The organism is Microbacterium sp. 3J1, from assembly GCF_001049495.1.
Taxonomy (GTDB): Bacteria; Actinomycetota; Actinomycetes; order Actinomycetales; family Microbacteriaceae; genus Microbacterium.
This window is the reverse complement of the sequence record NZ_CDWI01000011.1, coordinates 797,077-816,720: the sequence shown is the minus strand read 5'-3', so window position 1 is coordinate 816,720 and position 19,644 is coordinate 797,077. Positions and strand designations below refer to the sequence as shown.

At 67.8% G+C, this 19,644-nt stretch carries 27 protein-coding genes and 1 tRNA gene; 10 read left to right on the top strand and 18 right to left on the bottom strand.

Translation table 11 applies throughout. The features are described 5' to 3' along the window. The first annotated feature begins 34 nt into the window (after window positions 1–34). From BN2660_RS12945 to BN2660_RS12935, 3 genes are read left to right on the top strand one after another with little or no spacing between them, the layout of a single operon-like run. Window positions 35–472, top strand: coding sequence for a MarR family winged helix-turn-helix transcriptional regulator (locus BN2660_RS12945; RefSeq protein ID WP_091232714.1), 438 nt, complete (start codon window positions 35–37; stop codon window positions 470–472). Next, window positions 469–1,695, top strand: coding sequence for an MFS transporter (locus BN2660_RS12940; protein WP_091232710.1), 1,227 nt, complete (start codon window positions 469–471; stop codon window positions 1,693–1,695). The genes BN2660_RS12945 and BN2660_RS12940 overlap by 4 nt, the downstream gene beginning before the upstream one ends. 50 nt (window positions 1,696–1,745) lie before the next feature. After that, window positions 1,746–2,219, top strand: coding sequence for a YbaK/EbsC family protein (locus tag BN2660_RS12935; protein ID WP_091232707.1), 474 nt, complete (start codon window positions 1,746–1,748; stop codon window positions 2,217–2,219). Window positions 2,220–2,222: 3 nt separating this feature from the next. On the opposite strand, the gene BN2660_RS12930 is transcribed toward BN2660_RS12935, so the two are convergent. Further along, the gene (locus BN2660_RS12930) at window positions 2,223–2,630 is read right to left on the bottom strand and encodes a protease inhibitor I42 family protein (RefSeq protein ID WP_141651299.1); all 408 of its coding nucleotides are present in this window, start codon (window positions 2,628–2,630) and stop codon (window positions 2,223–2,225) included. Between the two features lie 110 nt (window positions 2,631–2,740). After that, window positions 2,741–2,813, bottom strand: a tRNA-Lys gene (locus tag BN2660_RS12925). A 146-nt stretch (window positions 2,814–2,959) separates the two neighbouring features. On the opposite strand from BN2660_RS12925, the gene hisN reads away from it, so the two are divergent. Genes hisN through BN2660_RS12910 form a run of 3 tightly spaced genes read left to right on the top strand, consistent with a single transcriptional unit; the run spans window position 2,960 to window position 5,280 of the window. After that, the gene (gene hisN / locus BN2660_RS12920; RefSeq protein ID WP_091232701.1) at window positions 2,960–3,772 is read left to right on the top strand and encodes a histidinol-phosphatase; all 813 of its coding nucleotides are present in this window, start codon (window positions 2,960–2,962) and stop codon (window positions 3,770–3,772) included. 20 nt (window positions 3,773–3,792) lie between these two features. Further along, window positions 3,793–4,362, top strand: a complete 570-nt coding sequence (locus tag BN2660_RS12915) for a hypothetical protein (RefSeq protein WP_091232698.1) — start codon at window positions 3,793–3,795, stop codon at window positions 4,360–4,362. Window positions 4,363–4,416: 54 nt separating this feature from the next. Further along, the gene (locus tag BN2660_RS12910) at window positions 4,417–5,280 is read left to right on the top strand and encodes a hypothetical protein (RefSeq protein ID WP_091232694.1); all 864 of its coding nucleotides are present in this window, start codon (window positions 4,417–4,419) and stop codon (window positions 5,278–5,280) included. 175 nt (window positions 5,281–5,455) lie between these two features. Here BN2660_RS12910 and BN2660_RS12905 read toward each other — a convergent pair whose 3' ends face one another. Beyond that, window positions 5,456–6,313, bottom strand: coding sequence for a CPBP family intramembrane glutamic endopeptidase (locus BN2660_RS12905; RefSeq protein WP_091232691.1), 858 nt, complete (start codon window positions 6,311–6,313; stop codon window positions 5,456–5,458). Window positions 6,314–6,619: 306 nt separating this feature from the next. Then, window positions 6,620–6,856, bottom strand: a complete 237-nt coding sequence (locus BN2660_RS16650) for a DUF3263 domain-containing protein (protein ID WP_176697192.1) — start codon at window positions 6,854–6,856, stop codon at window positions 6,620–6,622. Window positions 6,857–6,955: 99 nt separating this feature from the next. Between BN2660_RS16650 and BN2660_RS12895 the strand changes: the two genes are divergently transcribed. Beyond that, window positions 6,956–7,261, top strand: coding sequence for a hypothetical protein (locus BN2660_RS12895; RefSeq protein WP_141651298.1), 306 nt, complete (start codon window positions 6,956–6,958; stop codon window positions 7,259–7,261). Window positions 7,262–7,270: 9 nt separating this feature from the next. Beyond that, on the top strand, window positions 7,271–7,546 hold the full coding sequence (locus BN2660_RS12890; protein WP_091232681.1) for a hypothetical protein: 276 nt from the start codon (window positions 7,271–7,273) through the stop codon (window positions 7,544–7,546). Here BN2660_RS12890 and BN2660_RS12885 read toward each other — a convergent pair. From BN2660_RS12885 to BN2660_RS16645, 8 genes are all read right to left on the bottom strand, one after another. Next, window positions 7,543–8,424: a TIR domain-containing protein gene (locus BN2660_RS12885; RefSeq protein WP_091232677.1), complete on the bottom strand. Its 882-nt coding sequence runs from the start codon at window positions 8,422–8,424 to the stop codon at window positions 7,543–7,545. The genes BN2660_RS12890 and BN2660_RS12885 overlap by 4 nt on opposite strands. Before the next feature lie 157 nt (window positions 8,425–8,581). Beyond that, on the bottom strand, window positions 8,582–9,982 hold the full coding sequence (locus tag BN2660_RS12880; RefSeq protein ID WP_091232674.1) for an SGNH/GDSL hydrolase family protein: 1,401 nt from the start codon (window positions 9,980–9,982) through the stop codon (window positions 8,582–8,584). 1 nt (window position 9,983) lies between these two features. After that, entirely contained in the window at window positions 9,984–10,442 is a 459-nt protein-coding gene (locus BN2660_RS12875; protein WP_091232671.1) for a hypothetical protein, read from the bottom strand. After that, window positions 10,442–10,975 (bottom strand): holin, encoded by a 534-nt coding sequence (locus tag BN2660_RS12870; protein WP_091232669.1) that lies wholly within the window; start codon window positions 10,973–10,975, stop codon window positions 10,442–10,444. Before BN2660_RS12870 ends, BN2660_RS12875 begins: the two co-directional genes overlap by 1 nt. A gap of 12 nt (window positions 10,976–10,987) precedes the next feature. Beyond that, window positions 10,988–11,320, bottom strand: a complete 333-nt coding sequence (locus tag BN2660_RS12865) for a hypothetical protein (RefSeq protein WP_091232667.1) — start codon at window positions 11,318–11,320, stop codon at window positions 10,988–10,990. Between the two features lie 2 nt (window positions 11,321–11,322). Beyond that, entirely contained in the window at window positions 11,323–11,811 is a 489-nt protein-coding gene (locus BN2660_RS12860) for a hypothetical protein (RefSeq protein WP_091232664.1), read from the bottom strand. Beyond that, entirely contained in the window at window positions 11,811–12,755 is a 945-nt protein-coding gene (locus BN2660_RS12855) for a M23 family metallopeptidase (protein WP_176697191.1), read from the bottom strand. The genes BN2660_RS12860 and BN2660_RS12855 overlap by 1 nt, the downstream gene beginning before the upstream one ends. Next, window positions 12,755–13,018: a hypothetical protein gene (locus BN2660_RS16645; protein ID WP_176697190.1), complete on the bottom strand. Its 264-nt coding sequence runs from the start codon at window positions 13,016–13,018 to the stop codon at window positions 12,755–12,757. Before BN2660_RS16645 ends, BN2660_RS12855 begins: the two co-directional genes overlap by 1 nt. Before the next feature lie 41 nt (window positions 13,019–13,059). Between BN2660_RS16645 and BN2660_RS16640 the strand changes: the two genes are divergently transcribed. Both BN2660_RS16640 and BN2660_RS12850 read left to right on the top strand, forming a co-directional pair. Further along, window positions 13,060–13,209, top strand: a complete 150-nt coding sequence (locus tag BN2660_RS16640) for a hypothetical protein (protein ID WP_176697189.1) — start codon at window positions 13,060–13,062, stop codon at window positions 13,207–13,209. Continuing rightward, window positions 13,206–13,616: a DUF732 domain-containing protein gene (locus tag BN2660_RS12850; RefSeq protein WP_091232657.1), complete on the top strand. Its 411-nt coding sequence runs from the start codon at window positions 13,206–13,208 to the stop codon at window positions 13,614–13,616. Before BN2660_RS16640 ends, BN2660_RS12850 begins: the two co-directional genes overlap by 4 nt. Here BN2660_RS12850 and BN2660_RS12845 read toward each other — a convergent pair. From BN2660_RS12845 to BN2660_RS12825, 6 genes are read right to left on the bottom strand one after another with little or no spacing between them, the layout of a single operon-like run. Further along, complete coding sequence (locus BN2660_RS12845) at window positions 13,613–14,389, bottom strand: hypothetical protein (RefSeq protein ID WP_091232654.1); 777 nt, start codon at window positions 14,387–14,389, stop codon at window positions 13,613–13,615. The genes BN2660_RS12850 and BN2660_RS12845 overlap by 4 nt on opposite strands. Beyond that, complete coding sequence (locus BN2660_RS12840) at window positions 14,382–15,440, bottom strand: hypothetical protein (RefSeq protein ID WP_091232651.1); 1,059 nt, start codon at window positions 15,438–15,440, stop codon at window positions 14,382–14,384. The genes BN2660_RS12845 and BN2660_RS12840 overlap by 8 nt, the downstream gene beginning before the upstream one ends. Before the next feature lie 13 nt (window positions 15,441–15,453). Next, the gene (locus BN2660_RS12835) at window positions 15,454–16,203 is read right to left on the bottom strand and encodes a hypothetical protein (RefSeq protein ID WP_091232648.1); all 750 of its coding nucleotides are present in this window, start codon (window positions 16,201–16,203) and stop codon (window positions 15,454–15,456) included. Continuing rightward, complete coding sequence (locus BN2660_RS12830) at window positions 16,200–18,911, bottom strand: phage tail tape measure protein (RefSeq protein ID WP_091232645.1); 2,712 nt, start codon at window positions 18,909–18,911, stop codon at window positions 16,200–16,202. The genes BN2660_RS12835 and BN2660_RS12830 overlap by 4 nt, the downstream gene beginning before the upstream one ends. Then, window positions 18,889–19,194 carry a hypothetical protein gene (locus tag BN2660_RS16470; RefSeq protein ID WP_141651297.1) on the bottom strand — a complete coding sequence of 102 codons (306 nt, stop codon included), beginning with the start codon at window positions 19,192–19,194 and terminating at the stop codon, window positions 18,889–18,891. Before BN2660_RS16470 ends, BN2660_RS12830 begins: the two co-directional genes overlap by 23 nt. A gap of 41 nt (window positions 19,195–19,235) precedes the next feature. Next, window positions 19,236–19,643, bottom strand: a complete 408-nt coding sequence (locus BN2660_RS12825) for a DUF7426 family protein (RefSeq protein WP_091232643.1) — start codon at window positions 19,641–19,643, stop codon at window positions 19,236–19,238. Window position 19,644: the final 1 nt, after the last annotated feature.

Below are 19,644 nucleotides of genomic sequence, written 5' to 3'. Positions count from 1 at the left end.
TCATATTCATACCACCGGGTATATACTTGGTGATATGAATCGTCAGGATGTCATCCCGTCGCTCGTGCTCTCCGGGTACGCGCTCGGCCGTATCGCCGCACAGGACGCCGGAAACGACGCTCCCGCCGCCCAATGGCGGGTGCTCAGCCTGCTCGAGCAGACCGGGCCGAAGCGCGTGGGCGAGCTGGCCTCGGCCGCCCGCACCACTCAGCCCGGCATGACCAGGCTCATCGGTCACCTCGAGCGGGACGGTCTGGTCCAGCGCTCCCCCGTACCCGAGGATTCGCGCGCCATCGCGGTGGACATCACCGACGCCGGCGCCGCTGCTCTCACGGCGTGGCGCTCCGAGTTCCGAGACACGCTCGCGCCGCGCTTCGTCGACGTGGACGACGACGACTGGCGCATCCTCACTCGCGCCGCGGAGATCCTCGCCGCGCACACCACGAACGACCCGACAGGAGAAACACGGTGAACACCCCCGCCCCCTCAGTGTGGAAGCAGCCCGCACAGGTCTGGGCCGTCGCCTTCGCGTGCGTCGTCGCATTCATGGGCATCGGCCTGGTCGACCCGATCCTCCCCGCCATCGCGGAGTCACTGCAGGCCAGCCCGTTCGAGACCGAGCTGCTCTTCACGAGCTACCTCGCGGTCACCGGCCTCGCCATGCTCGTCACGAGCTGGATCTCCAGCCGCATCGGCGCCAAGCGGACGCTGCTGATCGGTCTGGCACTCATCGTCGTCTTCGCCCTGCTCTGCGCCCTGAGCGGCAGCGTCGACGCGGTCATCGGTTTCCGTGCCGGGTGGGGCCTGGGCAACGCGCTGTTCATCTCCACGGCGCTGGCCACCATCGTCGGTGCGGCGTCGGGCGGCAGCGCAGCGGCGATCGTTCTCTACGAGGCCGCGTTGGGACTCGGGATCGCGATCGGCCCGCTTCTCGGCGGCATCCTCGGGGAGCAGAGCTGGCGCGCCCCGTTCTTCGGCGTGGTCGTGCTCATGGCGATCGCGTTCCTCGCCGTCCTCCTCCTGCTCCGCGGCCCGGAAGAGACGCGCACCCCTGTGCCCTTCTCCGCCCCGTTCAAGGCCCTCGGCCGTCCGGCGCTCGCGGTCCTCGCCATCGCCGCGCTCTTCTACAACATCGGCTTCTTCATCCTGCTCGCCTTCTCGCCGTTCCCGCTCGGCTTCGGCGCCATGGGCATCGGCTTCACGTTCTTCGGGTGGGGCGTCGCTCTCGCCGTCACGAGCGTCTGGGTCGCGCCGTTCCTCATGCGCAGGATGCCACGGACGCGCGTGATCCTCGTCGTGCTGCCTCTGCTCGCCGTCGACCTCGTGGTCGCAGGACTCGTCGTCTCCTCCGCCGCAGCGCTCGTGGCGTGCATCGTCATCGGCGGTCTGCTGCTCGGCATCATGAACACCGTCCTCACGGAGGCCGTGATGGAGGCCACGGATCTCCCCCGTTCCGTCGCCTCTTCTGCATACTCCTCCGTGCGCTTCCTCGGCGGAGCGATGGCGCCGCCGCTCGCCGCGGCCCTCTGGCACGCTTTCGATGCCACGGTGCCGTACCTCGTCGCAGCGGTAGCGGTCCTCCTGTCGGCGCTCACGGTCCTCCTCGGGCGAGGGGTCCTGGCCCACATCGACGACGAGCCGGAGGATGCGGCCGCCGAAGACGCTCAGGCGATCCTGCTCGGGGACGCGGCGTGACCGGACGTGCCGCCTGACGGAACGCATCCCGGCTTCGATACGGTGGGCGGATGGACGCCCTTCCCGAACGCAGCCGGATCGTCGAGCAGCACCTTCGCGCGGCGGGGATCCATACGGAGATCCGGGTCCTCCCCGACTCGGCGCGCACAGCCCCCGAAGCCGCAGCCGCGATCGGATGCGATGTGACGGCCATCGCGAACAGCCTCGTCTTCCTCGCCGACGACTCCCCGGTGCTGGTGCTCACGAGCGGCGGGCACCGCGCCGACCTCGATGCCGTGGCCAGACAGATCGGCGCGCGCATCGTCGTCATGGCGCCGGCAGCGGTCGTCCGCGCAGCGACCGGACAGGCGATCGGCGGCGTGGCTCCCGTCGGGCATCCCGCGCCGCTCCCCACCTACATCGACGAGGCGCTGGAGACCCACGCCGAGATCTGGGCAGCGGCGGGACATCCGCACACCGTCATGCCGCTGACCTTCTCGTCTCTCCGCGGTCTCACCGGCGGTCGGGTCATCGCCGTGGTCTGACCCTCACTTCACGGTGACCGTGATCTCCGCGCGCTGGCGATCCTCCGCATCATCCGGGGCCTCGCCGCGGAACTGATACTCGAACTGGATCACGGTGGTGCCCTGCCCTGCCGGTGGGAATCTGTAGGACACCTCGCTCGGCGCGCCGGCCTCGCCGTCCTGCCCCAGATAGCGCGAGCGCTCCTCCCCCGGTCCGAGGACCTCGGGGTCGGGCTCCCGGGTGATCACCCAGGCGTCGCCGACCGTCGGATTGATCGTGCCGAAGTCGACCACGAGTGCCTCCCCGGGGGTGAGGGAGACCGACGATGTCGTGTGATCGACGCGCTGCTCGGCGGCGGCGGCGCAACCGCTCAAGCACAGGCCGAGGAGGGCCACCGCACCCGCGACGTACAGTCTCAACCCATCCCGCATCGCCGTCCCCCTCGCGTTGGCAACACGCTAGCGCACACGTGCGGAGCGGGGAATGCCTCCTGGATGCAGAAAAGCCCCGAGGACTGGCGAGAGTCATCGAGGCTGTTCCGTGCACCCCCTCGGACTTGAACCGAGAACCCACTGATTAAGAGTCAGTTGCTCTGCCGATTGAGCTAGAGGTGCGTGGCCCGGGAATCCCCCGGCCGAGGAATTACATTACCAGCCGACAGCCGCGAGTGGAAATCGGGGCGACTTCTTCCATCCGTCCGCGCGTGTCGCCGTGAGTCGGCGCTCACGGGCGCGCGCCGCGGGGCGGTTATCCTGAGAGGGTGACCGCCTCCCCCAGCGCCGCCTCCCCTCGCGACGACGACCATTCGCGCGACCTCGAACTCGCCCTCCGGCTGGCCGACCTGGCCGATGCGCAGTCGCTGCCGCGGTTCGACAGTTCCGACCTGCAGATCTCCACCAAGCCCGACCGCTCGCACGTCACCGACGCCGATCTCGCCACCGAACGCGCCATCCGCGAGCTGCTGGCGGCCGAGCGTCCGGACGACGGCATCTTCGGTGAGGAGTTCGGCGCGGAGGGAAGCACCGAACGGCAGTGGATCATCGACCCGATCGACGGCACCGCGAACTTCCTCCGGGGCGTGCCGCTGTGGGGCACCATGATCGCGCTCGCGATCGACGGCGTCCCTCAGGTCGGCGTGGTGAGCATGCCCGCCCTCGGGAGACGCTGGTGGGCATCGGCAGGAGCCGGTGCGTGGACGGCGACGGATGCCGGGCCGCGGCGTCTCCGGACGTCTGCGGTCTCCTCGTTGGACGATGCGAGCGTGAGCTTCCAGAGCATCGCGCAGTGGGCACGCTCCGGCCACCTCGAGCAGCTGCTGACCCTCGCGGACCGCGTCTGGCGTGACCGGGCCTACGGCGACGTCTACGCGTACATGCTGCTCGCCGAGGGGCGCATCGACATGGTGGCCGAGTTCGACGTCAAGGAGTACGACGTCGCCGCGGCCGTGCCCATCGTCCGCGAAGCCGGCGGCCGGATGACCGGTTTCAGTGGCCAAGAGACGATCTCCGACCGTTCGACACTCGCCACCAACGGCATCCTCCACGACGCCTTCCTCGAGCTCCTGCACGACTGACACCCAGACGAAGGCCAGCGATGACCCTCCGCACCACCACAGCCGCCGCCGGCGCGCTCATGCTCGCCCTCGTACTCGCCTCCTGCGCAGGTGCCCCGGACGAATCGGCATCCCCCACGCCCGACGCTCCCCGGCCGACGCCGACGATCACGGCGACGCCGATCGAGACCGCGGCACCGGCTACGTCGCAGACCGAACCCACCTGCGACACGATCGTCTCCGCAGGTACGGTGAAGGCGCTGACCGACGAGGGATGGACCTTCGAGGAGCAGCCGTTTGTCATCGGCGACGTGACCCTCGAACAAGGTCTGCTGTGCTTCTGGGCGGACTACACCGTCGCCTCCGACCACGGCCAGCTGTACGGGTGGTCTGAGATCAGTGCGGAGGACGCGACGCAGGCACAGAGCTCGCTCCTCGGTGAGGGCTGGACGCGCGAGGACGGTCCCGACGGGATCTACATCACCGAGAATCCGCAGTTCGCGATGGGCACCGACGAGGACGGCTATGGCATGACCTACCTGTTCGGCGATGGCTGGGTGAAGTTCGCCGACACCCGTCAGGGGCTCATCCTCATCGAATGGACGAGCTGATCGGCCCACGATGCGTCGCGGCTCTCGCCCACGTCGCGGTGTAGTGTCGCTCGCATGAGCGGGGACACCACTCTCGAGGGCATCGCCGCGGAGCTGTACACCGCGCCCCTCGGCGAGTTCGTCGCCGCGCGGAATGCCCGCGCCAAGGAGACATCCGACGCGGAACTCGCCGCGAGCATCCGCGCTCTGCGCAAGCCCTCGGTCGCAGCGTGGGTGGTGAATGTGTTCGCGCGGGAGCGCGCCTCTCAGCTCGGCGAGGCGCTGCACCTGGCTGAGGAGCTCAGAGAGGCGCAGGCGGACCTCGATGCTCGAGCTCTGGCACAGCTCGGCCGCGATCGCCGTGCCCTCACGCGCAGGCTCGCCTCCGCCGCGGCGGAGCTGGCGAAAGCCCGCGGCGAGACCGTCACGGCGTCGACTCTCGAGGCGGTGACGCAGACCATCGCCGCCGCCTTCTTCGACCAGACGGCCGCGGCCGCCGTCGCATCCGGACGTCTGGTACGAGAGCTTGAGCCCGCGGGGACGTTCTCCGACATCGCCGACACCCTGGTCGCAGGCGGAGCACCGGATGCCGCGCCGGCCCCCGCACAGCCGGCGGACGAGGTGGCGGCGCGCAGACGACGCCGAGAGGCCGAACGCGCCCTGCGCGACGCCGAAGCGGCGCACGATCGCGCGACGCGGGATGTCACGAGCGCCGAGCGCTCCGCGACAGAGTCGCGTACGCGCATCCGAGAGCTCGAGACACGCGCCGCAGAGCTCGAGGCCGAGCTCGCGGGAGTGCGCCGGGACACGGAGCGCGCGCGAGCTGACGCGGAGCAGGCGGACAACCGACGTACGGACGCGACAAAGACCCTCGGCGAGACGGAGAAGGCTGTCCAGAAGGCGCAGCAGGCACTGGATGCTCTGCCGTCACGGCGCTGACCTCGGCCCCGCAGAACTCGCCTTCGGTCGGCACCTTACCGGTGAGGGTGCCCTCGGACTGACCTCGAGACAGGCGATGGCACCGTCACCCGAACGGCGTCGAGGACGGTGTCGTGCGGGACGACTACCTGCACGCCTCCACGGTCATCCTTATCACGCGACGCGGGTGAGTGCTTCAGTGGGACCCGGATGAGACGTTCTTCGCGTCGCTGTGCTTCTTCACGAGGAAGATGGCGAGGACCGCGAACGCGACGTACACGAAGTTGAACAGTCCCGCGATGGAGACGAGACCGTCCGGGTGTCCGACAGTGTGTCCGTGCCCGTCGACGCCGCTGATGACGAGCATCGTGGTCGGGTCGGTGGAGGCGTGCAGGAGGATCGCCCAGATCAGACGACCGGTGACCACCATCGAGAGGTACATCAGCACACCGAACCCGAAGGTGTAGACGACCGTGAAGATGACGGCCGCTCCCCCCTCGCCCGTGATGGCGTTGCCGGAGTGCAGGATCGCGAAGAGGAACGCAGACAGCACCATCACCGCGCGCTGACCGTATCCGCCGCGGCGAAGCATCGTGACCACCGCGCCACGGGTCAGCAGCTCTTCTGCGAACCCGATGCAGAGGCCGAGGAACAGGATCGTCAGAACCTGCGTGATCGTCCACTGCGACCATTCCGTGCCGAACAGTCGCATGGCGTTCGGGATGAGCACCAGCACGACCGCCACCCACATCCACGGCCGTGCCGAGCGCGGCTGCCGCGCGAAGGAGTCACCGAGCCATCCGACCGACCGCATGAACAGCACCAGCAGAAGACCCGCCAGAAGGATCGGGAGCGCCATCGCGACGAAGATGCTCTGCGGCGTCCCGAACAGGTCCGACGTGTCGATCGAACTGGCGAAGACGGTACTCGTGATGAGAGCGATCCCCTGGTAGACGAGCCAGTAGACGACGACGAGGAGCACCGCCTTCCACCAGGTGCCCTGGTTCCAGAAGCGAATCCATCCGGACTCCGTGCGGGCGGTGGTCGTCGACATGCGATGCCTCCCCTGGTGCCCATCGGGCTCCTCGTGACCAACATACCGGCGGCGACGGTGCCGACGTGACGACGGTGCAGAAAAAGCTCACACACACGCAAAGGCCCGCCTCCCTCGTGATTATAGGGAGGCGGGCCTCTTTGCTTGTGACAGCGACCTGGTGGAGCTGGGGGGAATCGAACTATGCCTCGACCCGCATCAGAACGTCGCGGCCGCGGAATAACGCGGCGAAAGCGTTGGTAAGTGACGGCGGCTTCCGGCGCCTGGTGGGCGGAGGCGTGGGCAAAATGTGGGCACGCGCCCAGGTCACGCCGCCAGCCGCGTCCGCCGCTCCCGGACCTCTGCACGCCATTGCGCCCGCTCGCGCACGAGGCGCGCGGTGATCGGCTGAGCGGCGATCCCGTCGACGGACTCGGCCGCGCGTATCAGCAGCACGGCGTACCGGATCGGCGTGATGCCAAGCTCGCGGCGGATCAGCTCGTCACGAGCGGGCGAATGTGTCGGATGGGCGGCTTCAAAGGCGAGGAGTCGTTCAGGCGTCACGGTTCCGATCCTGCCGTGAACCACCGACACCGACTCCTCGACGTCAGCGCGCTCACGTAGAATCGATTCCTCTCGGCCGGAGGAAGGAACATACCGGCCATGACCAGACTCTCCCGCGAGACGATGCTCACCATCCATCTCGACGCGATCTGCTCCCGCAACCGGTACACGAAGAATCCGGAACCGGTGATCGCCGAGTTATACGCCGCGGCCGGCGACCGAGTCGACATTCTCACCGAGTCGGTAGGGACGTGGGTCGGGTTCTTCGAGGACGACTACACGCGCGTCCTGTGCACCGCGCTGCGTGAGCTCCCCGGACTCGACCCGTGGCTCGCTCTCGGCGCGCACCGGCGATCGCTGAAAGATCACTCGACGCCGCCGCTCGGCATCCGTCACCGCTCGTAAGCTGGGGCCATGCTCGTCGCCATGATCCGCCCCCGTGAGACCGCCACCGCCGACGTCATCGGGACGACACTCGAGGACGTGGCCGAGCAACTCGCCGCGCAGCGGCAACCCGGCTTCGATCTTGTGTCGTCCCCGGTCCGGATGCTGAAGGGTGAGGCGAAGATGGAAGCAACTGGCACGTTTCGCCGCGTCGACGGGATCCGCGAGATAGAAGCCGACGACATGGCCGCGCTTGAGGCGAGGGTGCCTGACGGCTGGCAGGTGCTCTCCGTGCGATCGGCTTAGAACGCGCCGAACTCGCGGCGGATCGCGGCGAGCACCTCGCCGTACGTTTCGCGGATGTGAGAGGTGAACGGAACGTACTGCACGCCCTCAACGTTGGAGAGCATCTCGACGTCGTCCTCCTTCACGATGATCGCGCGCGAGAATCCGAGACGCCCCTGGAACAGCCCAGCCTCGTGAACGACGTTCTGCCGCGCGCGGAACCGGGGCTTCTCTCCCTCGATAGCGACCTGCTCATCTTCCTTGCTCATCACGAGGATCGCGAAGGTCGACTCTGCGAGCATGTCCTCGAGAATGTCGCGGATACTGTGCCCGGCTCGACTCCCCGTCTCGTAGGCAATGACCTCAAGCCCGTGCTGCTGATTCAGATGATGCAGGAGGTCGTGCCATGCCGTGCTCGCCCCCCCGTGCCCGATGAAGATCCGTGGTCTGACTGTCGGAGGCTCGGGAACCGCCGGCGGCTCCTTCCGCAGAGTTGCGGCGGCTTCTCCGAAGATCGAGTGCACACGCTCGATGTACGCCCGCTCGTGAGCCTCCACCTGGACCTTGGCATACTCGGGATATTGGTTGAGTCTGAGGAACACAGATCCGTCTCCCGCAAGCGGCGGCGCTGAGTCGACCCATACAGTCGCGCCCTCGAAGATAGGGTCACCGCCAGCCTTCGTCAGATCCGCGAGGAACTCGTCGATCGAATCGAATGTCCACTCCTCGTCGTAGCGAGCGACAGACATCATGTTGAAGGTGAGTACTGGCTCCGTGAACTGCGTCGAACCGACCGCCTTCAGCTCCGCGCGGCCAATGTCTTGCATCTCGCTCACCGCCCGCTTGATGGTGGCGGAATCAAAATGCACGTATCGGTAGTTGGCGGTCTTTCTCTTCACGCCCTGAGCATAGTGGCCTCATGATCGGAGCAAATGGAATTGCATGCGCGGCGGGCGTTGGCTCAGCGGAGGACACTCTCTACCCGAGCGACCGCTGACACGCGAAAGACCCCCACCCGCCCTGGGCGAGTGGGGGTCCGTGGCGGTGCGGGGGAAGTCAGGCTGCGAGTCCGTAGACGGTGATGTCGTCGAACCGAGGGCCGCCGGTCGGATTTGATCCGTAGAAGCCGACCTTGGTGGTCGGCGCCGGGGCGGTCAGGTTCGGGTGCTCGATGATGAGGACACCGTTCACGAGCGCCCGGACCACGGTGCCGACGGTCACGATCTCAAGCACGTCTCCGGCCTGCGGGGCGGTGTTCAGGGTCTGCAGATTCGTGTTCACTCCGGCGGAGCGTCGGCCGAAGACGTATGACGTCGCGGTGGCGACGAGGTACAGGCCGTTGCTGCCGTCGCCGACCCAGGCGGCGATGCCGCCGACGCCCGCGCTCGTCGGGACGGCACCCAGTGTCGAGCGCACGCGCACGTCGTTCGCGCCGCTGTCGACAGAGCAGAACCCTGTGGTTCCCGCGATCTGGTGCGCGCGCCCGTCCGTGATGCCCCAGGTCGCCGAGGTCGTCGTCTGCAGCAACCACGGCTGCCCGGACTCTGCGTTCCCGAGTGTCGTGGCGTTCCCGCGCGTGAACGTGTCGGAGACGAGCACCTTCGGCGGGACGATGCCGAGGATGGAGGCGAGGTAGTCCCCCATGAATCGTCCGAGTCGGGCGTTCCCCGCGTCGTTCGGGTGTAGGCCGTCGAGGGTCAGCGCGGCCAGGGTGCGCTCGCTGAACCCCGAGTCGGCGTACCAATCGCAGATCGGCAGCCCGTACATCGTGGCGATGTCTCGGACGGCCTGGGCGTAGTCGCGGAGCTTGTGCCCGGCGGTGTTCGTCGACTCGTCCGTGTAGCCGGCGTTGTTCCGCTTGAGCGGCGTGCACAGCACGATCCGCGCCCGCGGATTCTGAGCGAGGACGTGGTCGATCGCAGTCCGGTACGCGCCGAAGAACGTGTTGCGATCGAGCGGTGTCGTCGCCCACGTGCCGAGCGTCCCCAGGGGCACGTTCAGGCGGAAGTCGTTCGTGCCCGCCGCGATCGTCACCAGCCCGTACGCGGCGTGATCGTTGTTGGCGAGGACCGTGGTCACCGTGCCCGCGCCGTTCGCGGTGCCGTCCGCCATCGACCGTCCGGAGACGCCGCGGTTCACGTACGCGGCGAGGGTGAGACGGGCGGTGACGTACGGCTGGTAGCCGCCGACTTGCGTGATCGAGTCGCCGTACGACACCGCCATGACGCCCTGCGTGAGGACCGAGGATAGCGCCGAGGCCACGGCCGCGGGCGCGTACTCCTCCACCTTGAGCGCCGCGGCTGCGGCGAGGGTCGGGTCCGCCCCGATGATCTCAGCTGCGACGCCCTGGAAGCGCGCATCGACCGCGGCGCCGGCCGCGGAGCCAGGCGCGCTAATTACCCCGGCTGTGGTCACGTCGGACGCGAGCTGCGGCTTCCCTATCGGCATCATCGGCATGTCAGTTACCTCCTGTTTGGCCGTACATCATCCCGGTGTCTGCGTCGTAGTAGAGACCGGGCATGTCCGGATCGGGTGGGCCGAAGCCGAAGGGGACGAGCGACTCGGGTGTGACGCCGGGCATCTCGCCGATGCTGCCGCCGCCGACGACCGCCGTGAACTCCCACGCCTCGGTCCCGTGCCAGATCTTGACGAGGTCGTCGGCGAGCTCGTACCGGCCGACCTCGATGACGTAGAGGACGTTCGGCGTGCGGGTTGCGGCCGCGGTGAGCTCTGCGGACGGGGTGAGATTCATCGAGAACGTGTCCCCGGTGAGGGCGACGGCCACGCGCACATCGGACACCAGCCCGTCTGGTCCGAAGGCCGAGACCTTCGGGCGGACGGTCATCTCGGGGAGCCACCCGTCCAGGTCGCCGAGACCGATGTCGGTCAAGGTGCCGGTGTAGGTGAACGTCGCCATTAGTCGATCTGACGGTCTCGGCGCAGCGGGTAGCGCTCCTGAGTGGCGAGATCCGCGACCTGCTCGACGTCGACACCGACGGTTTCTTCCGGCAGCCGCCAACTTCCGTCGTCCACTTGAGCGAGCACGACGGTGGGAGTCGGGTCGTTCGGGAGGGTGGCGAGGATCAGGCGCAGCAGCGAGGTGAATGCGGCGATGATCGCGGCCTGCAAGACCGTCGACCAAGCGACGTCGGCGAGGAGCGTTGCTCCGAGGAAGCCAGCGGCGAGGGCCTGCGCGAAGGTCTTCACGACGCGCTCGACGGCAGCGAGCCACCACGGCAGGTTGACGCCCTCCGTCTCCGGGAGACCCGCCAGCGAGGTCGCGAGCGATGCGAGGAAGCCCAGCAGAGCCGCGGATGCCGCGGTAAGCCACGCGATGTCTGCAATGAGCGCGCCACCGACGTACGGCAGCCCGATCGCGATAGCGGTGTACAGGGCGCGCAGGCCTGCGCTGCGCCACCAGGCGCGGTTCGTGAGAAGGGAGAGATGCATGACGGTGACCTCCTAGGTCTTCTTGGGCTTGAGGGTGTCTTCCAGGTCGTCCGGAAGGGTGTCGGGTGCTATGCCGCTTGAGCGGAGGCGGAATGCGAGCATCCCGGCGTATCCCTGCCAGGCGATGCGCAGCGTCCGTTCGTTGTCGGCCCGCGCCTGCTCAGCGTTCGCGCGTTCCACGGCGGCGTCGCGCTGGCCGATGATGTCGTTCTTGCGGTTCGACTCCCGTGTGGAGACGCCGCGGCGAACCTTCGAGACGATGTCGGCGATCTCTCGGGCGAACGCCCCAAGGCCGCCGGCGCCGAGGACGGCGACGATGATGGTGACGAGGCTGGCCTTCTCCACGCCTACTCCTCTCGGGGAGCGACGTTGCCCGTTCGCCTCCGTAGTGCCTCAGCCATGCGGTCGGCGAAGCCATGCACGTTCGGATCGGTGCCGAAGATCTGCAGCTCGATGTAGCGGCGGAACATCTGGATCGTCGCGTACAGCATGAACGCGGCTGCGACGCCCGCGGTCACCGACTGGAATAGCGTCCCGCCGAGCACGACGAAGTAGATCGCGGCGCCGAAGATCGCCGCGACGAGCGCCGGTGGTTCGAGCACCCAGATCCTGGAGATGCGGCCCACCATGCCGAGGCCGCCTCCGATGAGAAGGAAGGCCGCCCACATGGGCACGAGCCAGTCCGCGGCGGACAACTCGCGCTGCACGCTATCAGGCGTGAAGAACAAGGCGTAGCCGCCGCCGATCACGATGATCGAGTAGGCGATGATGTCGATGATCCGGATGATCGCCTCGAGGAAGATCCGCTTCTCCTTGGGTACCGGGTGGCGGTCCATCAGCTCACCATGCGCTTCGCGGCGTCGTCATTCACGGCCTTCGCGATCGGTCCCGCCAGTGCCGCGCCGACCTTTGGATCCGCGAGCGCAGTCGCGAGAGTCGCGGCGTCGAGACTGATCCTCACGGTGTCACCAGGGATCGCGGAGACCGCCGTCACGAGCTTGTCGAGCTTGCCGTCGAGCTGGTTGAGGCGCTCGTGGATCGTGGCTCCCTTGCCGTCCGGGCCGTCGATGCGGGAGTGGTAGATCAGCCACCGCGACATCGCGTTCCGGAAGGGGAACCATCCGCCGGCGCCCGTCTTGGCATCCGTGGACTCGTCAGTCGGGTTGACCAGCTTCGCGAGCTTGCCGAGAGAATCGAGCGCGCCGTTGAGGCGCTCGAAGATGGTGGGGCCCTTCTCCCACGTGCCCTCGTTGCCGCCGTCGCGGGAGCGGTACTTGAAGAACTCCCACAGGTAGGCGATGAACGTTTCCTTGTCCATGACGATCTCGATTCCCCCGCCACCGGAGGCGGGACTCGCGTTGGCGCGACGCATGAAGTCGCGAGGGTTGATCGGGTTCCCGAGACGGAACTCGTGTGTCTCGAAGTGGCAGTGCACGCCGGTTGAGTTGCCGGTCGTGCCCATCCGTCCGACCGGCTGACGCGCGGTGACCCGGTCGCCCGTGCGGACGTAGAGGCGCGCGTGGTGCATGAGGCGGAAGACGTCGCCGACGTGGAAGGCGGTCGGGCCGTCGGCGCGGATCCGCACCTCATTACCTGCGCCGCCGTTGTAACCGGCGAAGGTGACCGTCCCGTCGACCGGTGAACAGACGTCCGCCCAGCCGACGAGGTCGATGCCGTTGTGCGGCTGGACGATCCCGGTCACCGGGTTCTTCCGCGCGGCGTTGAACTCAGAGGTCGGAGTCGGCATCGACAGGGAGCCGTTCGGCCAGAAGACCGGCATCACGCACCCCCGGTCAGCTCGGCGTACGACGGAAGGGTGACGATCTCCCCGTCGAGGAGCTCGACGGCGTCGTACGTTTCGCCCTGGCGCGCCTCCCAGTCCGACCAATCGGCGGCGCTGAGGTGCTCCGGCGCGGGGTACCAGACCTCGCACCACGGCCGCTCGCCCTCGGCTTCGAGGCCGGAGAGGAACGCGCGGATCTCGTCCATCGCGGCATCCGGGTCGATGACTCGGCATCGCCGGGTAGGCAGGGGGGAAGTCATGCGGATCTCCTGTTGCACTCGTGCCACAGTGTGGCTACAGTTTGGGTCTGGCAGAGACACCGATCCGCCGGGTCCGGGTAGCAGACGAGATCTGGGAACCCGCAGACGCCGCAGCGAAGGCCAACGGCGAGACCATCTCCGTCGTGATCCGCCGAGCCCTCATCCAGTACGCCAAGGAGAACCAGTCATGATCGCTCGCATCACCGCCGCTGTCGCCGGTCTGGCGCTGCTCGGCGCTCTCACCCTGGCGGGCTGCAGCGGGGCAACGGACACGACGTCAGACGGGCAGCAGTCAACCGAGACGGCCGCGCCGCTCACCGCCGAGACGGCAGAGCCGGAACCCGAGGGTGCTGTCAGTCCAGACGCTCAGTACCTGACCGACGTGCGCACGGCGCTGACGAACGGACGCGAGACCACGATCCCGAACGCGACAGACGAACAGCTTGTTCAGGCGGGTCAGGACGCATGCGAGCAGCTTGCCGCCGGCACCCCCGAAGCAGACGTGCGCGTCGTTGACGGCGAGCAACTCGATGAGCAGATGGGGGACTACCGGGAGAGCATGATCATCGTGGCAATCGCCAGCAAGCACCTCTGCTAGGTTCCGTCAGATCGCCGGAGGTAGCCGCTGCCGTTGATGATCAGCGCCCCGGCGTAGAGACCCGTTCCGGATATCTGCGGGATGGTGCTGAGGTCGAACTGGACGGTTCCGAGAAGATCGATGTCGCCGGATCCTGCCGGGTTGATCGTGATTCCCGACGCTCCGACGATGATCGACGAGGATCCCTTCCGGATCGACGCTGTCGAACCGGCGTTGACCACAGCGTCGCCCGCGGTCATCTTCACGCCGCCGACGCTCGTGTCGGCTTCGACGGCACCGCCAGTGCCGAATGACATCTTGCCCTCTTCGAGCGTGGCCGGCGATGACCCGCCGTTCACTGTGATCTTTCCCGTGGCGCCGTCAATGACGATGTCGTTCCCGTTGACGGAGATTCTGCCGGTGGCGCCGTCGATGACGATCGCGCTTCCATTGACCGCGATCTTCCCGTCCTGAATGCGGACGTTGCCGACGACGATCGCGCCGCCGGACTCGACATCGATGGTGCCACCGCCGCGGACGCGCATGCTGCCGAGGAGGTCGATGAGACTGAGCACTTCGAGGAGGCCGAGGCCGTGGATGCGGACTCGGCCGAGGACGGAGAGGAGGCCGTTGACGAGCGCGGACCCCTGGACGATCAGCCCTTCCTCGGATGCGACCCGCAGAGAACCGCGGGTGATGGCGGCGTTCTGGAGCGGGGTTGCTGTCTCGAGTCGCCGGACGCGACGGATCAATGACTTCAGCGCGGCGGCGACATCACCGAGGTTGTCAAGCATCCTGCACCTCCGGCGTCACTACGTGTCCGAGCGCGTCGCCAGAAAGCGCGATCACGCGCTTTCTGTACGACCCGTCGGGGATCCACTTATCCCCACGCACGTCGAGGTTCAGCACTCGACCGGGGAGGAGGTTGGGAAGCGGCACCTTGGTCGTGTCCACCGTGAACGACCATTCCTCGATCGGGTCGGCAGACTCCGCCACGTATGCGTTCGCGATCTGCTGCAGCTGCGCCGCATCCCGCTCGTCCTTCGCGGACCGCGAGGCGTCACGCACTGGGATCGTGAACCCGGGAACACCCGCCCAGGCGGTCACCATGTCCTCGTCCATGCCGTTGCCGAACACGATCGCGCCCGTCAGTCGACGCGACGCATCACGCGCGATGCTCAGCTTCGATATGGGCGACTTAGGCGAGGTCACGGGCAGGTCGAACGCTCCGCTCGTGATTTTCGGCGCGACCCGAACCTGCCACCGGAGGACGTTCTGCGCATTCAGTGTCGGATGGAAGTCGATCTCGACGCCGCGCTCCTCGACCGCGTTGAGGCAGTCCTCGATCGTCATACCCTGGTAGTTGCGCCAGTCGGCACTGAAGTCGCCGGGACCGTCCGGCGGAAGGTCGAGCGGGAACTCCCACAGTGGACCCCACTGCATCGCACGCTGGAGGATCGCCCGGACCGCACCCTCGTTCGACCGGTTCACGATCGTCAGGTTGCCCAGCGGATAGGCGTTCACTCCGTGCAGGAGGCGATCTTTCATGATCGACCGGATGTCGACCGATCGCACCTTGAGCGCCCCGTTCGAGCGTGCGTAGTCTGAGCGCTGGATGATGCCCGCATACGCCGCTCCGGTGTCGTCAGCGACGACGACCGTGTTGCGGGTGTCCTCGAAGACGTCCCGGTTCTGGCTGGGCGACAGCGGCCAACCGGCGGCGTTCAGCAGGAACGTGTGCTGCGCGTTACTCCCACCTGTCAGACGTCGGGTCCATGGTCCGGCGGATGGCGTCAGCCGGCACCGGTGGGCGCCGGTGAACGTGCTATGGATCTGCAGCCGCATCTTCGCTCACCTCCTAGGTGTGTGTGTCGCGCACCGCGCCCGAGAACCGGGATGCCGTCCCCGAGAATCCGTGGATCACGCCGGTCGGCCCGGGCGGGATCGTCCAGGTCTCGGCCCGCGATACCCCGTCGACGAGCACCGCGCCGTTGCGCCGCACCCAACCCGTCGAGAGGTCGATGACGTCGGTCGATCCGGCGGGGAGGGCAGTGCTCACCGCGAACTGTCGCGAGCCCGCGGAGATCGAGTAGGCGGGTTGCGGGCCGACGACAGTGAAGACCGGCGATGCTGGAGCGTTGCCAGCATGCGCAGCTGGCACTCCGGCCGCGAAGGTTCGGAGCTTGCCGTATCGCCAGGGGTCCGCGGCGCGGAGCTTGAGAGACCAGTCGGCGTAGCGGGTACTCCCCCGGCGCGCGAAGGTCGACTGACCGTAGACGCGGACGAGTGCGTGCAGGGTGCGACCGTACTCGCTCACCACGAGTCGCCCCGACTTGCCATCCGCGAGGATGGCAGCGAACCGCGACTCGAGGTCCGCGAGGTCGTTCAGGGCAGTCACGCGGGCCCAACCGGACATTGTGATCAGGCGGGCTCCGCGGTACACGGGCATGTCGAACTCGCCGTCCGCAGCTGGCCGTTCGATGGTTTCCCCTCGCACGGCGGTCGGGCTGCTCCACCCGTCCATGCGTACGAGCGCGAAGCCGTCGACGGGGCGCGTTCCGAAGAACGACACCCCGTCGATGCGGGCGACTGTCTGATCCGAGATCATTCGGCCCCCCTGACCATGTCGTTGAGATCTGCCATCGCGGCGCGGACGAGCGCGTCTTCGTCGATGCCTGCGGGCATCACGAACGTGGCTTCGACGGCCACTCCTCGCCGCCCTTGAGCTGCGACCGATGTCGGCGCGAGAACGCCGCCGTCAGCCATGGGCATCACACCGGGCATCCGGCGCAGCCCCTCCATGAGCAGCGCCCACGAGCGCGCGGACCCGTCGAGCGGGGCGAACAGCTCCGGCACGTCGGACCGGTCGCCGACGACCCGCCAGGTGTTCGGCGGGACCATCTGCGCGAGCGGCGCCATCGGCGTGAGCCCGCCCTGGGCCATGAACTCCAGGACCGACCCGCTGGCCTGCGCCGTCACTGTGCGGCCACCGGTGACGGTGGGGATCACGAACGACGAGCCGTCTGCGATCACCTTGATGCGGAGGTTCCGCTGCTGGTTGGTCTCGATGAAGTTGTTCACCTTGGCCTGCGCGGTCTCCGTGTTCGCATCGATCGTCGTCTGGACGAGCTCGGGGACGGCGCCGTAGGTCGCGATCAGATCGCGTGCCTCCTGGTCGGTGTACCCCATCTGGGTCAGCTGCGCGACGAGCGCCTCCGTTGTCGCGTTGTACCGATCTGTGAGATTTTGCTGAGACTCCCCCGCTGCGGCCGCTGCTTCGAGCTCGTTCTGCAGCGCCTCGACCGCCGTCCGCGTCTGAGACTCCATCTGCGACGTCGACGCCGAGGTGCCGTCGGCCGCCGTGCCGATCTGGGCGACGGCCTCCGCGGTGCGCACGGCGGCGTCGTTGACGAAGCCGAGCTGCACGAGCGGGTCGGTGAACTCGTTGAACTGCCCGCGCATCTCCTCCAGTCGCTGCACGGCGTCATCCGTCGTGGACTCGAATCCGCGCATACTCTCGGCGAGGTCATCGAGTTCCTTGGGGCGCTCCTCGGCGCCGTTGAAGAAGTCGATGAGGCCGGCGAGTCCGTCGGTCATCTCGGCGAGAGGTCCGGAAACGAACGAGCCGAAGGACTCCGTCGCGGAGATCCCGAAGTCGATCGCACCGTTCACGAGGTCCTGGAAGAACTGCAAGATCGGGCCGCGGTTCTGCGACACCCAGGTTGCGAAGTCGCCGAGAGGTTCGGCGAACACGGACGCGAGCGCGCCCTTGATGCCGTCTGCGGCGACCTCGATGTTCCGCTGTGCTTGCTCGATTCTTGACGCGTCGTTGCCCGCGAGGGTGTCGAACATGCGCTGCGCGGATCCGGTCACGCCGTCGAGCTGCTCGACGGCGGTGGACAGATCCATCGCGAACAGCGACTGGCCGAGGTCCTCGGCTTGGGTGCCGAAGAGCCCGACGGCCGCCGCGTTCCGCAGCACAGGGTCTTCCGTCTCGCGGAGCTTGGTGAGGACCTCGGCGAGTCCGTCTCGCGCTTCCTGCCCACCGCGGGCGATCTTCGCCGTCATCTCCTCGGCGTTGAGCCCGAGGGCCTCGAACGCGTCCGCGGATCCCTCGGACGCGTCGGTCGCGCGGATCTGGAACTCCTTGAGAGCGTCTGCGGCGAGGTCGCTGTTGCGCGCCCCGGCCTTCATGCTCTGCGACACCAGACCCAGGGCTTCCTCGCCGGAGAGCCCGAGGCGCTGGAACAGCGAGGGGTATTCGGTGAGGGTGTCGAGCAGGTCCTCGTTGCGGTTCAGTCCGTTGCGGGCACCGGCGGCGATGAGGTCGTACGCCTCCTGTGCGCTGCGCGCGAGGCCTGTGCTGAGCAGCTGCGCGACCGCCTGAGCGGTCGGGCGGACGTCCTCCTCGAGGACGTCCGAGATGCCGGCGAGTCCCTGCACGACCAGCTGGGCGTCGCGGGTGGTGGCGGACGGGTCGAGGATTCCGAACTGCAGGGAGAGGCGAGTCGCGTCCATGTTGGACTCGATCGAGTCGCCGAAGTTGTTCGCGTACGCCTCCCCCGATGCGCGGCCGAGGCGGAGCGCGTCGGCCTCGCTGATGCCGGTGAGGCCTTGCAATCGGTCGGTGTTCTTCTCGACGGCGAGCCCATCCTCGATCGCGCCAGTGATGGCCTTGCCGATCGCGTACCCACCGAGGATGATTCCACCGGCGATCGGGATCGCGGAGAGGGCGTCGATGAGCGTGTCTTCGATGTCGCCACCGACGACGTCGCCGACCTTCTGCCCCGCGCCGCGGGTGGCGGCGTCGAGCCCCTGGGTGAGCGAACGCCCGCCCTCATCTCCAGCTTCCTCGGTGCGCCGCTTGAACAGCGACAGGAAGCGCTTCAGCCCCGTCTCGGCGGGCTCCTCGTCCACCTCCACGTCGACGGCGGTACGGGCCCTCTTCAGCCCGTCCAGCATCCGCTCGATGCGCTGGATCGACGCCTCGGCGCGCTTCACGTCGGCCGTAACGTCGAGGCCACCCTCCGCCTGGACGTGCAGGTCCTCGAGACGGTTGACTGCCCGCTCGAGGTTCTTCTCTGCACGGGTGACGTCGGCGTCGAGCTTGAGCACGGCACGCTCAGAGACGAGCTTCTTCGCCGCGGTTTCGACGCGGTCCATCCCGTCGAGCGCGGCCTTGGGATCGGCGCCGACCTTGATCGGGTTCGACTCGATCTTCTTGCCGATCGCGAGGACCTGCTTCTCCGCCTTCGCGACGCGGTCCGTGTTCGCGGTGAACAGCAGCTCCAGGTCAGCGATCGTCAGCTTCGGCATCGTTCCCCTTTCGGAGGGCTGCTCGCAGCCGGGGGCTGGTGTCGAGGAGCGAGAAGATCAGGGTGCGGACGCCGGGCCAGGGCCGGGCGCGGACGGCCGGATCGTAGAGATCGACGCCGCGCTCCATGAGCTCGGCGACGACGATGCGCCAGTGGAGCACGAGCGCGAGCCACGACCCGTCGATGTCGGAGGGCTTCGCTGTCGACGGCGGAGCGGAGGGCTCGGGGGCGAGGTTGGCTGGCGGCCGCCGATAGTCGGAGTACCAGCCGTCCGGCCCGAGCACCGCACCGGGCGCCGCGTAGGGCGCCCAGTCCTCCGCCGTCTCTAGTCTTTTGGGGCCGGCTCCTCGGCTTCCGCCCGCTCGGACTCCTCGCGCCCCCACAGGAGCACAGCGAGTCCGTCTGCGTAGTCCTTGCCCCGGGTCCAGAAGAACACCGAGTAGTAGGCCATGCGGTCGATGGTCGTAGGGTGCACGCCGTCGGCGACCATCTGTGCGTACGTCGCCTCGCCGAGGGCGGGGTGCTCGTCCGGTGAGATGGTGTCGAGCACGGCCTGCACCTGGTCGGGAATGGGGCCGTCGACGATGCCGAGCTTGACCTCGCCACGGACGGCACAGGCGATCAGCTTGCCCATGTCGTCCACGCTGGGCGGCGGGATGATGTACTCCCGGTCGCCCAGCGGAATGACGAGGTCCGGCACCGCCCACGACGCGAAGTCGGAAGCGGTAGGCACG